The sequence below is a fragment of the Microcoleus sp. LEGE 07076 genome (genome assembly GCF_015207455.1).
GTDB lineage: Bacteria > Cyanobacteriota > Cyanobacteriia > Cyanobacteriales > Microcoleaceae > Microcoleus.
Window position 1 is genome coordinate 1 of sequence record NZ_JADEWV010000043.1, and the last position, 14,191, is coordinate 14,191.

The window sequence follows — 14,191 nt, forward strand, 5'->3', positions numbered from 1 at the left end:
GTTTTGTTTTGGGACTGTTTTGTCTGAGTTTAACTTGTATTACTAATATAGCAATTTTGTTAACGAACCGCGAAGGCGCTAAGGAAGAGAGGGAAGGAGTACACAATTTTTGTTAAGGTTATTGTCAGGATTTTAACTCAACAAGTGTTGCTTGTTCAAGTTTTCTAGCTTGAATGTGTTTGACCCGGATATTTTGGTTAATTTTCAATTAAAATTAATCGTTATTCATCATTCATCCAGGCGCGGGTTCCGAATTTCTTGCAAGAATACGAAGCGATTTTTGCGGCGGCTGCGAGAGCATTTGTAAATTTTTTTTGTAAAATATAGTGACTGAAAGCCCCGTGAAAGATGTCGCCAGCTCCTAAAGTGTCCTTGGCTTGAATTTGAGGTATTTCTATAGTGCCGTAACGGTCATGACTGAGGTATAAAATTGATTTTTCGCCGCGCGTGATGGCAATGTTGGGGATTCCGGATGCGGACAGGTAAGCAAAGACTTGTTCTGAATTTTTGCAGTGGGGTGGATGAAAATTTTCGGAACATATGACCCATTCAACGAAGGGCAATATTTCCTCTAATCCGGGTTTCCAACTGCCGCCATCTAGGAGGATGGGAATGTTTTTTGAATTGGCAAGTTTAGCAATTTCTTTGCTGGCTGCGATTTGGTGTCCGTCAAACAGTATGATATTAACTGAGCTTAAAATATCGGGGTTGATTGCTTGACCTTCAGCCTGCGATTTAGTAGCATTAATCGAGACTACAGCCCGATCGCCCGTTGCTTCAGTTACAATAATCGAAGAGACTGGTGGAGAGTGCGATCGCCCTGGCTGCAAATCAATTATCCTAATATTATACTCCGCCAAGTCTGCACGGATCAATTGGGCGATCGCGTGAGTGCCCAAAACCCCCGCCAACACCGCCGCATTTCCCAAATAGCTAAAAGTGACCGCAGCATTTGTCGCCGGCCCCCCCGCAGCAATGGTACAATCAGCAGCAACAACCTTCTGATTTTCCCCCGGAGGAGATTCAGCCAAATAAACTAAATCCAAAGTCGCCAATCCCAAAAACAATCCAGTTTTCATATCTGCGTTAATCCGCGTTCATCTGCGGTTGAAAAATCCCACTCTTAAAATGCAGCCAAATCCCAATACAGGAACACTTTACATCGTCGGCACCCCGATCGGCAATCTCGAAGACATGACATATCGCGCCATCCGAATTTTGCAAACAGCAGACTTCATCGCCGCCGAAGACACACGCCACACAGGGAAACTTTTACACCACTTTCAAATCAAAACGCCCCAAATCAGCTATCACGAACACAACCAACAGCAACGACTCCCCGAATTCATCGACAAACTGCTGTTAGGAAAAAGTATCGCCCTCGTCACCGACGCCGGAATGCCGGGAATTTCCGACCCCGGATCCGAGTTAGTCAAAGCCTGCGCCGATGCTAATATTAACATTATTCCGATTCCCGGCCCGAGCGCTTGTATAGTTGGGATTAGTGCATCGGGATTACCCACAGACAGATTTGTATTTGAAGGATTCTTGCCTGTAAAAGGTCAAGAACGCCAGCGGAGTTTAGAAAGTTTGCAAATAGAATCGCGCACTATTATCTTATACGAATCTCCGCACCGGTTGCGGCAAACTTTACAAGATTTAGCAAACAACTTGGGAAGCGATAGAAAGATTGTGCTGGCGCGGGAGTTGACAAAAATGCACGAAGAGTTTTGGCGTGGTAGTGTAGAAAGTGCGATCGAACTTTACACAAGTAATGAACCCAAAGGAGAATTTACCGTCATCATTGCTGGTCTTCAAACAGCAGCCCCAGTCTTCTCCGAAGATGCCATCAAAGCCGAATTACAAACATTAATTAATGAAGGAATAAGCCGTTCCCAAGCCAGCCGCCAACTAGCCCAACAAACATCCCTCCCCCGCCGCCAAATCTACCAACTCGCCCTAACACTAGATGACAACGAATCACCAGAATAAACCTCTTTTCTTCTCTCTGCGCCCTCTGCGCCCTCTGCGGTTAAATAAAAAAGTTAAATAAGCACACTAAAAATTATATGGTACGCGGAAACTACGATCGACAAAAACCATATTTACGCAACCCCCACATCAACAAACCAATCGCCGAGATTTATGCAGACTTAGACGCATTTAGCTGGGAGATATTCGAGGATCAACCCCACCGCTTCGATACAGTCAGCTTTTACGTCTTACTTCCCCCGCTATTTTACGAAGGAAAATTCATCAAAGGCATTTACTTCAGCGAAGGAGTCGAACTCATAAACAAACTATTTCCCCAACTTTCCTCAGCCTTTCATTCCTTCACCTATTCCCCCGGCATTTCCTATTCCTGGGCACCCGTAGCTGACGCTTACTCCAGTTTATACAAAAACCCGCAGCGCGCAAAGTGGTTTCGCGAAACTTATCCCGATCGCGCCCACAAACCAATCATACCACTGCAAGACACAGACTTCATCAACGAATATTTAATTTGTCCCAGAAATGTCCTTGAAAAAGACATCGACTTACTAGCCGTCGCCCGCATTTCCGAAGAAAAGAACTTACCCACAATCGCCAAAGCCTTAAAAATTTACCGCCAAAAATATCCGCAAAAACCGATAAAATTAACAGTTGTCAGCGGACATGATTTTGATGTGAACAACATCAACACTCTCGACGAGTTGGCATTAAACGAATGGCGACAAGTCGAGACCATTTTAACCCATCCCTCAGACTACATCAACTTACTGCCGAGAATTGATTACTACAGCGAAATGCCTCTGTATTATTCGCGAGCAAAATCATTTGTTCTCGGTTCTCTACTCGAAGGAAAAAACAGAGGCATCACCGAAGCGATGAGTTGCAACGTTCCCGTAATTTGTTTTCAAGAATTCAATCAATACGCCAGAGGAGACTCTCCTGTTTTCCCCGAAGGTGCAGGGCTTTACACCCAATTCGACCCAGAATCTCTAGCAGATACTATATATACAGTATTGGAAAATCAAACTGAATTTAAACCGCGATATCAGTATTTAAAGCATTGCGGACGAAAGAATTTTTTCAATATTTGCATTGACAGTTTTCCTTACTACCAGCACAACATTCCCGACTACAAGCCGGGAGATGCGATTAACAATTTGTGGCTGGATTTAGCAGTTCAGCAAAATTATCAAGTCAGTTTGAATAGCTTCTTGTATGGAGGTTCACATCTGTCGCATTTGCGCGGGACAAATACGATTCAGCAATATCTCGGCGAACTCACAAAGTTTATAGCTGAGTAGGGTCTAAATACTGCTTTTATTCTTGAGTCTCGCGTTGCGCGGACGAAAGTTTGTGTAGTTGCGGTTTCAACCGCCGAACGATTTAAGAGTAACAAACCGGGATTTGGCAGAAATTAGTAATTTACGATACAGTAAAAACCGCAATTATCGTATTATAAAATATAGTAAGTTTCAAGGTTCGAGCATACTGAAGACAAGAGTTATTTAAGTGTGATGAATTCTTGAAATAAGAAAGATGTTATTCAGTAGGATAAACAAAGAATGCAGGACTTGAAAGTTGTCATTATCGGTGCGGGAATTGGCGGGTTAACTGCTGGCATCGCTCTACAACAAGCGGGCTATGAAGTTGAAATTTACGATCGCGTAAAAGAACTGCGCCCAGCAGGCGCTGGCATCTCCCTGTGGTCGAACGGTGTCAAAGTTCTCAACCGTCTCGGCTTAGGCGAAGAAATGGCAAAAATCGGGGGACAAATGGAGCGCATGGAATACCGCACCAAAACCGGCGAACTCCTGAATAACATTGATTTAATGCCGCTAATTGAACAAGTGGGTCAGCGCCCCTATCCCGTTGCGCGCCGCGATTTGCAACAAATGTTATTAGCAGCTTTTAAGGGAGAAGTCAAGCTCGATCGCAAATGTATCGCCGTAGAAGAAGATGAAAACAAAGTAACAGCAATATTTGAAAACGGAGACAAAGCGCAGGGCGATTTATTAGTAGCGGCTGACGGCGTTCGTTCAATTTTGCGTACCTATGTATTGGGCTACGAAGTAGAGCCTAAATACGGCGGTTATATCAACTGGAACGGGTTAGTTCCGGCTGCGACAGAACTCGCGCCGAAAAACACTTGGGCGATATATGTCGGCGACTGCAAGCGCGCCTCATTAATGCCCGTGGCGGGCGATCGATTTTACTTTTTCTTAGATGTTCCCTTATCCAAAGGCACTCCCGCTAATCCCGATAATTACAAAACTGAACTCAAAGAACATTTTAAAGGTTGGGCAGAACCCGTGCAGTTGCTGATAGATAAGTTAGATCCCGCAACAGTGGCGCGGCCGGAAATTCACGACGTAGGCCCGATCGACTCTTTCGTTCGCGGTAGAGTAGCTTTGCTGGGAGATTCTGCCCACGCCACCTGCCCGGATTTGGGACAGGGAGGCTGTCAGGCGATGGAAGATGGGCTGGTACTGAGCAACTACCTTTTGAGTACGAATTTGGGGGTAGAATACGCGCTCAAACGTTACGAAACCGAGCGCAAACAGCGGGCAAATGCCGTTGTCGAAAAAGCCCGACAGCGGGCGGAACAAATACACGGCAAAGATCCGGTTGTCACAGAAAAATGGTACGCACAATTGGCTGATGAAAAGCCAACTGATGTCACCGATGCGATCGCCAAAGTCATCTCTGCCGGCCCGTTACACTAATAGAAACTAGCGCGCCATTTGGACAGATAAAAATGTCAGGAAAACTTACAACTCACGTTCTCGATACAGCCCGTGGCTGTGCGGCTGCAAATATGTCGATCGCCCTGCAATCAATTGACCCAAAATCCGGCGAAAAAACCCTGCTGAAAACTGTAACAACGAATGCCGACGGCCGCACCGCAGCTCCATTACTATCAGAAAGCGAACTCAAACCAGGAGTTTACGAATTAGTTTTTTCGGTTGGCGCATACTTCGCGCAATCTGCCGAAATTTTACCTGAACCACCTTTTTTAAATAGTATTCCGATTCAGTTCGGCATCGCCGATATCACCGCACACTATCACGTACCTTTGCTTGTTTCCCCTTGGTCTTATAGTACCTATCGAGGTAGTTGATTGGTTATTAGTGATTAGTTAGATTGTTTTTGGATGAACAATGCAATACTCTTTAGTTGAACTCAACCAAATGGGTTCGGAAGAATTTACAGAAGCTTTGGGCGCTATTTTTGAACACACGCCCGACATCGCCCGTCGCACTTGGGACGATCGCCCTTTTGCATCCACAGCCGAGTTGTACGCCAAAATGGTAACAGTTGTCAATTCCATGACTGAAGCCGAAAAATTAGCTTTAATCCAAGCACATCCTGACTTGGGTAGCAAAGCAAAAATGGCAGAAGCATCGGTTAACGAACAAGCCGGTGCGGGTTTGGATCGGCTATCTGTTGAGGAGTTCGATCGCTTTCAATCCCTCAACCGATCGTACCGCGAAAAGTTTGGTTTCCCCTTCATTGTGGCAGTGAAAAACCACACTAAAACCAGCATTCTCGCAGCATTTAAGCAGCGCCTCGATAATTCCTTTGAAACCGAAATTCAGCAGGCTGTAGCGGAAATTTGCCAAATAGCCCGCTTTCGGCTGGAGTCAGCAATCCACAATTAATCAATCCGACTCAAGACCGGATTTTTTCACAAAAAGACTTCGCACTCGCCCCAGATTCCCTCAAAAACCCGGTTTCCGCGCCGCCGTGACAATTTATATCCCGGTTTGGGATACCCTTTATTAACCAGTCGGCGGAGGCCGACTTTGTTTGTGTAGACGCGGTTTCAACCGCCGGATCATCTGTGGCTGTGGCGGTGGCTATAGATATAGGAAAATATCACCCGATCGGGTGATAGTTTCCGCCCAAAAAGTTGTAGAATAGTATCATAAGGCACAGAAAAAGATTCGGACATACCAAATAAAGCTGGTATGGTGACAGGTTTCCATGTGCCTCCCAGAAAAACCATCTTGGAGGCAAAGTTATGACATTCTTCGATCGCAAATTTACCAAAAAATCCCCCGCGCCAGTACCTGTAGCAGACATCAAACAGGCTGGGCACGAAGAACCTTTAGGCCACTTGCACCCCAATTTCCGGCAGTGGGTTTGGTTGAATCCATCCCATCACCGCGCCCAATAAATTAGGTATTTCTCCGCCGCCGCAAACAAGCCGTAAAGCACGGTTCCCATCACTGCCAAAACCATCAATCCTGCAAAACCTAAAGGCACGTCAAAGTTAGAACTCGCGGTGACAATTAAGTAACCCAAGCCTTTGTTGGATGCTACTGTTTCCGAAATTACAGCGCCGACAAAGGCGAGGGAAATTGCTACTTTTAGGGATGCAAAGACGTAGGGTAAGGTGTGGGGGAACCCGACTTTTTGGAAAATTTCAATCTGGGATGCACCAAGCGATCGCATCACATCTTTCATCTCCGGTTCCACTGTATCTAATCCCAAAGCTACGTTAACTGCGATCGGGAAAAATGCCAGCAAAAAAGCAGTCAAAATTGCCGGCACAGTACCGATGCCAAACCACAGCGCAAACAGCGGCACTAACGCTACTTTCGGTACAGTATTGAACCCCACTAATAGGGGGTACAGAACTATATATGCAATCCGCGAATACCCGATCAAAAACCCCAGCACTACGCCTGCTGCAATGGCGAGGATGAAACCCGCGAGAGTTGTAAACAAAGTTTGTCCGCTGTTTTCGATCAGTGCCTGACTTTGAGTGAAAGTTGCTGCGATAATCGCTGAAGGTGCGGGCAAATTGTAGGGGGGAATTTTAAACAGCAATACCAGAATTTCCCACAGCACAAACAGCAAAATAGTAGCAGCAATTGGCATCACAACGGTTGCTGTTTTTGAGCGTGCAAATTTCTCTAAATTATCCATTGCTTTCTCGTTTTTTAATTGCGGTGAATGTGGCGGCGCAGTTCTGCTACTATGTGATTGAATTCATCGGACAGTATCATATCTATAGTGGTGGGACGTTGCAGGTTGACTTTGACTTTGTAGACGATCGAACTCGGACGCGGGCCCATCACATAAATTGTATCTGACAAGAAAACAGCCTCCCGCAAATCGTGAGTGATCAGAATGCAAACGCACTTCACTCGCATCCACAAATCTTGCAGCATCACCCACATCTCCTCGCGGGTGAAAGCATCTAACGCCCCAAAAGGTTCGTCTAGCAGCAGTATTTCCGGTTGGTGAATTAATCCCCGACACAGGGATGCCCTCTGCCGCATTCCTCCCGACAGTTGCCACGGAAACTGTTTCTCAAAATCTTTGAGTCCGACTGTTGCCAGCAATTCTTGTGCCGAGCGAATAAACTTTTCCTTGCGCGCCGGATCTTTCGATTCTCGCTTGTAAGGCTGCACTACTTCCAGCGGCAGCAGCACGTTGTCGAGGGTGTTTCGCCAAGGCAAAAGCACGGGATTTTGAAAGGCAATTCCGACATTTTTTAGCGGTTTGGTAATTTTTTTTTCCCGCATCCGTATTTCGCCGATCGGTGCCGGAGCTAGCCCGGAAACCATCCTCAAAATTGATGTTTTACCGCAACCGCTGGGCCCGACAAAGGACACAAATTCTCCTTGGGCGATCGATAGCGAAATCTCGTCGATAATTCGTCTGGGTTGGCCGTCAACTAGAAACTCTAAACCCACGCGATCGAATTCCAAAAGAGTCGGTTCTTGCGTTTCGATCCTATCTGTTAACGTTGTAGGCTGTACCATAATTTAGTCTCCCTCCTTTTTCGAGTTCGCCAGCGACAATATTCTATATACAGGAAAATTCACTAATTATCTCTGCCATTGACTTTATTGAGAATTTTGAATTTTTCTGTATCGCTAAGTACATTTTTTTGCTTCGCACCAACTAAACATTAAATGCTGGGCAAATATCAACTGATGAAAACTATTGTTGTTTAAAAAAAAGAAAAAGAATGTGTATTTGTATACAGTATTCAAATTTAAAAATATCTAGGGTATACAGTAACTCTTAGCACAGCTTAACTTTGAGGTGACATCCGCAGAGATTAGCAACCGTAATTTGCCAGCTAAAGCGGTGTTTGCTTGGGTTTGTTGTCCAAATAGTAAGCTTTTTGACATGAAAAATATGTGGTTAGGACGATCGCTATCCCTAATATTGATTGCAACCCCAGTCATCCTGAGTAGCTGCCAATCTCAACAACAGCCGAATGCCGCAACTACCCCAGCAGCAGCAGGAACAACTGCCACCACAGCCGCCGATACGTCACAGAAACGCAGCATCAAAGTCAATCCCTCTTGGCTGCTGCAAGGCGATAATGCACCGCTAACAATGGCGATCGACAAAGGCTATTTTCCAGCAGAAGGATTGGATGTTAAAATCGAGCGGGGGTACGGTTCCTCTGATACAATCACCAAAGTTGCAGCAGGTCAATTCGAGCTCGGATTTGGCGATATTTACTCGATGATGGAGTTCAACGCCAAGAATCCCAACGATCCAGTAGTAGCAGTTGCAGTACCTTACAATCGATCGGCCTTTTCCATTGTCACCCTCAAGTCGAGCAACATCGCAGATCCTCAAGGATTAGCCGGCAAAAAACTAGGAGCTCCTGCTGGAGATGCACCCCGCAAATTGTGGCCGGTATTTGCCCAAAAAGTCGGCGTGCCTGCCGATGGCGTAGAGTGGATTACAATGGAACCAAAGCTGCGTGAAACATTATTAATTAAAGGCGATGTCGATGCAGTGAGCGGATTTGCCACAACGATAATCCCTTCGTTAGAAAAAGCAGGCAAAAAGCCGGAAGATATGAATGTCTTCTACTATACCGAAAACGGTTTAGATTTGTACGGAAATGCGATCGTTGTTAAAAAAGCGTTTCTCGACAAGAATCCGGAATTAGTAAAAGGATTTTTGAGAGCGTATTTTAAAGGACTTCAAGACACCTTAAAAGATCCAACAGCCGGATGGGAATCGGTGGTGAAAGCTGGAGATAGCTTGATGGACAAAAACGCCGAAAAGCGCCGCCTGCAAATTGCTTTAGAAAGGCTGTACATAACTCCCGAAGTTGAAAAAGTTGGCCTGGGAGGAGTCGATCCTACCCGTCTGGAAGCGACAGCGAAACAAGTAGCAGAAGTCTTGAAAATTACAGCTCCGCCAGTTAATCAGATAGTTGACGAGAGCTATTTGCCTCCCAAGGAAGAGCGAGCTTTACCTGCTGCTGCCGATCGCAAACCATTGATTTAAAAACTGACTAATATCAACTTTTTATGAGGCTGCATAGAATTCCGAGCCCCCTAGCCCCCCTTAATAAGGGGGGGACAAAATTCTTCTCAAAGTCCCCCTTGCTTTCGGGGAATTTAGGGGTATCTTGATATGTGCAACTTCACATTAAATTGGTATAAAGTCATTACTACAAACTTCGGTTTGTAATGAGGACTTCAGTCTGCAAATCTAGTGATACTAAATCCTGGTATTCTAGCCCCTTTATGAATCGGCGGTTAAAACCGCGTCTATACAAACAAAGTCGGCCTGCGCCGACTGAAGAAATAACGGTGTGAGGATAATGTCTAAAATTGTGTCTTTCCAAATCCTGCTGACAGCAACGCCAGCACTACTTTGTATTAGCTTGCTGCATTCTCCAGCCAGCTCTGCTGCGGAAGTTTCTGCGACTGAAACTCTGGAAGTAATAGCTACAAAAGCCGATTTACCGCTAGTTGATGCCGCCCAGTCACCAAGTGCGTTAGCGTTAGCGAAGCGATCCGAAGGAAAGCCCGCCCCTACGGGGGCTGCGCCAACGAAGAGGATCGCCCAAATTGAAACACCCACAAATCCTGCGGTAACGCCAGAAATAACCGCCGATGTCGAATTAAACGATCGACAAAAGCCCGAAAGTATTTCCCTCGCAAAAGACAGCGAAAAAACAGCAAAAATTTCTCAAGCCAACGATGTCAACGCCCTCGATATATCAACAGAAAAATCCGGCGCATCTACAGTTGGGCTAGAGCCAAATCAAACACAGACAAATCCCGCGACAGCGCCAGAACCAACTGCCGAAATTTCAGCGAAATCAACAACAAACAAAGAAACTGAAATCCCCGCAGTTTCCCAACCAAATAATCTCCCACCTACAGATACAGCAAATCAAAAATCCAGCGAACCAAACCTCTTATCAGAGTCAATCCAAACCCCCCAAAATTCCGAGCCGGCAAGCATCGCTGAAATCTCACAAGCAGACAGCCTAGAAGTAACCGATCCTTCAGCCGCGCCGGAGATGGAACAAGTTACTTCTGTTTCCCAACTCAGCGATGTCAAACCTACAGATTGGGCATTTCAAGCGCTGCAATCGTTAGTTGAACGCTACGGGTGCATAGCGGGATATCCCGACGGCACTTATCGCGGAAATCGAGCGATGACTCGCTACGAATTCGCTGCCGGATTGAATGCTTGCCTCGATAAAGTTGCCGAGTTAATAACAGCCGGAAGCTCCAACTTTGTCAAAAAAGATGATTTACAAAAACTCCAAAAACTGCAAGAAGAATTTGCGGCAGAACTAGCAACTTTGCGGGGTAGAGTCGATGTATTGGAATCTCGCACGGCGAAGCTAGAATCGAATCAATTCTCAACTACAACCAAACTAAATGCTACCATTTGGTTCAACCTAACATCAGCATTCCCGACAGGCGATATTACGGCAGAACGCAGCCGCACTGCCCCGAACAGTCCGTTTGCCGCCCCAACTCGCGATGCTAACAATCGACCGACTCGCGTTGAGCGCGGGCAACCTGAAACTACTTTTAGCTACTACGCTTTTCTGACGCTAAACAGTTCGTTTACAGGAAAAGATTCGCTGGTGACTCAGTTGGTTTTCGGCAACGGCAATTCGCCTGCAAACGAACTGGTTTCGGGTGGGTTTTACAACTCGTGGGGAACGCCTTTTTTAGATCAAACTGGGGTACCGACGGCTAATGTGGTGGCAATTCGCGAGATGTCTTACACGTTTCCCGTTGGAGATAAGGTGCAAGTTGCGATCGGGCCGCGGTTGAATTATTATCGATATTTTGACGGCAACCGTTTCACGTTTTTTCTGAAAGGATCGACGAGTTTTAACTCGACCGGCAGTACACTGTTAAATGCGGTAGATCGCGGATCTGGTGCTGTTGTCAGTTGGCAAGCTGCCAAGCGGCTTAAGTTGACGGCTGCTTATATGGCTGAAAATACAGAATTTTTGAATTCTGCCGTATTCAATACTGCTAGCAATCCTAGGGATGGTTTGTTTAACAGTACCAATACAGTGACAGCGCAATTAGAATACGCCCCCACCAACTCTTTTAATCTGCGGCTGATTTACACGCGATCGAGCCTCAAACCTTATAATGGATTCATCGGCGGTGCTGTTGGCGAACCGCTGCCTTACGGCTATGCGGATGACGGTTTTGGGGGAAGAGTTAGAGACTCGGGTGCGGATGCTTTTGTGGTTAATTTTGATTGGTTGCTGGGTCGGAATTTTGGTTTGTTCGGGCGGTATTCTTACGGGCAGGTTGAGGTGAATCCGGTAAATCGCGATCGTTCTGGCGGAGACATTAAGGTGCAGTCTTTTCAAGTTGGTATGGGATTTCCAGATATTGGAAAAAAGGGGGCGCTGGGTGTAATTTCCTTTCTGGTTCCCCACGATTATATATCGGGTCGCAGGTTCTTGCTCTCCGGTGGCGGCAATGGAGGTACTCAGTACGAAGTAGAGGGTTCGTACTACTACCCGATTACAAATAATATTGCGATCGTCCCGGCATTCTACGCTATCTTTAATGCCAACAATTTTGATGGCAACCCTACTGTGTTTGTGGGCAACCTTCGCACTCAGTTTAGCTTTTAAGCGAACACGCAAGATGCCTGTTCCACAAAAAGATGCCTGTTCCACAAAAAGATGCCTGTTCCACAAAGAATAAATTTCATTGTGGAACAGGCATCTTGCCTGTTATTGAGAATGGTTCACAAAGGTCTAATCTGCTGTATGATTTATAATGATTCAGCCACAACATATAGCGGTTCGATCGCATGGTGAGGTATGCCCGGTTTGCCCGGTTTGCTCGGTTTGCCCATGAGTACCTCATCTTTGTGAGAAAGGCTATACTGTCGGTTAACATAAAAAGCTGCAAACTGAGGCTGAATTAACAATTTTTAACAATAGAGAATTCACTCTAGTTTGAACTTAAGGATCACTAATTTTGGGCCTGTCATTTCGAGCGATTCACCGGACTCAATCCCTCCACGAACAAACTTACCAAGCTCTCCGAACTGCTATCCTGTCGGGGGAATTAGCGGCTGGAGAACGCCTGATCGAAACACAATTAGCCGAAATGCTAAACGTCAGCCGAACTCCGGTAAGAGAGGCTTTGTGCCAACTGCAACGAGAGAATTTAGTGACGGCAGATCCGCATCACGGATTGCGCGTTGCTAGCTTGTCGATCGCCGATGCCGCGGATCTTTACGATTGTCGCATCGCTTTGGAACAATTATCAGCCGCCGGGGCCAGTCAAAATGCGACAGAGGCTCAATTGAAACAACTCGAATCCATCGTCTCTCAAGCCGAAAATAACACATCGGCGCGATCGGGCGAACTGACAAACTATCAATTGCTGTACGCAGACTATCAATTTCACCGATTGCTAGCCCAATGTTCCAGCAATTCTTGGTTAGTAACTTTATTAGATCAGGTATTTGACAAAATGATCTTAGTGCGGCTCCGCACAATCGAATACAATCCCGGAGTATTAGAAATCCGCACCGAACACCGCCACATTTTTCAAGCTGTCATCGAACAAAATCCCGTCGCAGCAGCCCAAGCAATGAAAGAACATTTAATTGCCAGCAAAGCGCGGGTAATCAAAGAAATTCAAGAGATAGAACAACAAATAACAAATAACAAATAACAAATAACAAATAACAAATAAATTATATGCCAGCAAATTATCCGCGAGAATTAGTCGGTTATGGGCAAAATCCCCCAGATCCTAAATGGCCCAACGGAGCGCGCATAGCCGTCCAATTTGTGATTAATTACGAAGAAGGTGGAGAAACCTGCATCCTGCACGGCGACGGTTCTTCGGAAACATTTCTGTCAGAGATTGTCGGCGCCGAACCCCTATCGGGACTGCGGCACATGAACATGGAATCCTGTTACGAATACGGCAGTCGGGCGGGTTTGTGGCGCCTGCACCGGATGTTTACTTCTCGGAACATACAGGTGACTGTTTACGGGGTGGCAATGGCCTTAGAAAGGCATCCCGAAGCCGTTGCAGCGATGTTGGAGGCCGATTGGGAAATTGCCAGTCACGGCTACCGCTGGATTGATTATAAGTATTTTGGGGAAGATGCGGAACGGGAGCATTTGCACAGGGCGATCGCCATTCACACGCAAGTGACCGGCAGCCGTCCCCTCGGCTGGTATACCGGGCGCACGAGTCCTCACACCCGCAAGCTAGTAGTGGAGGAAGGGGGTTTTCTCTACGATGCCGACAGCTATGCGGATGACTTGCCTTACTGGGTGTATGAGGGGGGCAGACCCCACTTGGTAATTCCTTATACCCTCGACAATAATGATATGCGGTTTGCTACGAGTCAGGGGTTTAATTCTGGCGATCAGTTTTTTGCTTACCTGCGCGATACTTTTGATGTACTCTACGCCGAGGGCGAGACTGCACCGAAGATGATGAGTGTGGGGCTGCATTGTCGCTTGGCGGGGAGACCCGGGCGGGCGGCGGCTTTGGGGCGTTTTTTGGATTACGTGCAGCAGCATCAGAAGGTGTGGGTGTGTCGGCGCGTTGATATTGCGCGACACTGGCATGAATATCATAAACCGATGGTTTCTAAGAAGGACTGAAGTCCTGACTGCGAACCTGAAATTCGTAGGGACACTCCAGCGTGCCCATAGGTGTCAACTTAAGCTCAAATCCAGTCACAGATGGCTGTTTGACCATTAAATCTAGATCCCCCCCTAGCCCCCCTTAAGAAGGGGGGGGACAAGATTTTTCTCTTTCGTCCCCCTTCTTAAGGGGGATGCGAGGGGGATCTGAACCATGCTAAAAACGATATTTATCAAAGGTTTCATGCTTAAGTTGACACTAAGAAGGGCACGGCGCCGTGTCCCTGCTTTGAGAGAGGACTCTTCGTCCTC

14 protein-coding genes are annotated in these 14,191 nt (G+C 46.4%); 10 read left to right on the forward strand and 4 right to left on the reverse strand.

Translation table 11 applies throughout. The features are described from left to right. Positions 1-221: 221 nt before the first annotated feature. Positions 222-1,079: a sugar kinase gene (locus IQ270_RS09870; RefSeq protein WP_193973048.1), complete on the reverse strand. Its 858-nt coding sequence runs from the start codon at positions 1,077-1,079 to the stop codon at positions 222-224. Positions 1,080-1,128: 49 nt separating this feature from the next. Here IQ270_RS09870 and rsmI point away from each other — a divergent pair, with 49 nt between their 5' ends. From rsmI to IQ270_RS09900, 6 genes are all read left to right on the forward strand, one after another. Beyond that, on the forward strand, positions 1,129-1,992 hold the full coding sequence (rsmI, locus tag IQ270_RS09875) for a 16S rRNA (cytidine(1402)-2'-O)-methyltransferase (RefSeq protein ID WP_193973049.1): 864 nt from the start codon (positions 1,129-1,131) through the stop codon (positions 1,990-1,992). A gap of 77 nt (positions 1,993-2,069) precedes the next feature. Next, positions 2,070-3,293, forward strand: coding sequence for a glycosyltransferase (locus IQ270_RS09880; protein ID WP_193973050.1), 1,224 nt, complete (start codon positions 2,070-2,072; stop codon positions 3,291-3,293). A gap of 261 nt (positions 3,294-3,554) precedes the next feature. Continuing rightward, positions 3,555-4,715 carry an FAD-dependent urate hydroxylase HpxO gene (gene hpxO, locus IQ270_RS09885; protein WP_193973051.1) on the forward strand — a complete coding sequence of 387 codons (1,161 nt, stop codon included), beginning with the start codon at positions 3,555-3,557 and terminating at the stop codon, positions 4,713-4,715. Positions 4,716-4,747: 32 nt separating this feature from the next. Further along, positions 4,748-5,110: a hydroxyisourate hydrolase gene (uraH, locus tag IQ270_RS09890; protein ID WP_193973052.1), complete on the forward strand. Its 363-nt coding sequence runs from the start codon at positions 4,748-4,750 to the stop codon at positions 5,108-5,110. Between the two features lie 40 nt (positions 5,111-5,150). After that, entirely contained in the window at positions 5,151-5,651 is a 501-nt protein-coding gene (gene uraD, locus IQ270_RS09895) for a 2-oxo-4-hydroxy-4-carboxy-5-ureidoimidazoline decarboxylase (RefSeq protein WP_193973053.1), read from the forward strand. Positions 5,652-6,013: 362 nt separating this feature from the next. Then, a complete protein-coding gene (locus IQ270_RS09900) occupies positions 6,014-6,169 on the forward strand; it encodes a hypothetical protein (RefSeq protein WP_193973054.1) in 156 nt (51 codons plus the stop codon). Here IQ270_RS09900 and IQ270_RS09905 read toward each other — a convergent pair. Beyond that, the gene (locus tag IQ270_RS09905) at positions 6,154-6,924 is read right to left on the reverse strand and encodes an ABC transporter permease (RefSeq protein WP_193973055.1); all 771 of its coding nucleotides are present in this window, start codon (positions 6,922-6,924) and stop codon (positions 6,154-6,156) included. The genes IQ270_RS09900 and IQ270_RS09905 overlap by 16 nt on opposite strands. A 14-nt stretch (positions 6,925-6,938) precedes the next feature. Continuing rightward, positions 6,939-7,766, reverse strand: a complete 828-nt coding sequence (locus IQ270_RS09910) for an ABC transporter ATP-binding protein (protein ID WP_193973056.1) — start codon at positions 7,764-7,766, stop codon at positions 6,939-6,941. 373 nt (positions 7,767-8,139) lie between these two features. Here IQ270_RS09910 and IQ270_RS09915 point away from each other — a divergent pair, with 373 nt between their 5' ends. Beyond that, a complete protein-coding gene (locus IQ270_RS09915) occupies positions 8,140-9,264 on the forward strand; it encodes an ABC transporter substrate-binding protein (protein WP_228056224.1) in 1,125 nt (374 codons plus the stop codon). A 319-nt stretch (positions 9,265-9,583) separates the two neighbouring features. Next, complete coding sequence (locus tag IQ270_RS09920) at positions 9,584-11,890, forward strand: iron uptake porin (protein WP_228056225.1); 2,307 nt, start codon at positions 9,584-9,586, stop codon at positions 11,888-11,890. A gap of 143 nt (positions 11,891-12,033) precedes the next feature. On the opposite strand, the gene IQ270_RS09925 is transcribed toward IQ270_RS09920, so the two are convergent. After that, positions 12,034-12,192, reverse strand: coding sequence for a hypothetical protein (locus tag IQ270_RS09925; protein WP_193973057.1), 159 nt, complete (start codon positions 12,190-12,192; stop codon positions 12,034-12,036). 50 nt (positions 12,193-12,242) lie between these two features. On the opposite strand from IQ270_RS09925, the gene IQ270_RS09930 reads away from it, so the two are divergent. Further along, the gene (locus IQ270_RS09930) at positions 12,243-12,947 is read left to right on the forward strand and encodes a GntR family transcriptional regulator (RefSeq protein WP_193973058.1); all 705 of its coding nucleotides are present in this window, start codon (positions 12,243-12,245) and stop codon (positions 12,945-12,947) included. 26 nt (positions 12,948-12,973) lie between these two features. Further along, complete coding sequence (puuE, locus tag IQ270_RS09935; protein ID WP_193973059.1) at positions 12,974-13,897, forward strand: allantoinase PuuE; 924 nt, start codon at positions 12,974-12,976, stop codon at positions 13,895-13,897. The last annotated feature ends 294 nt before the right edge of the window (positions 13,898-14,191 follow it).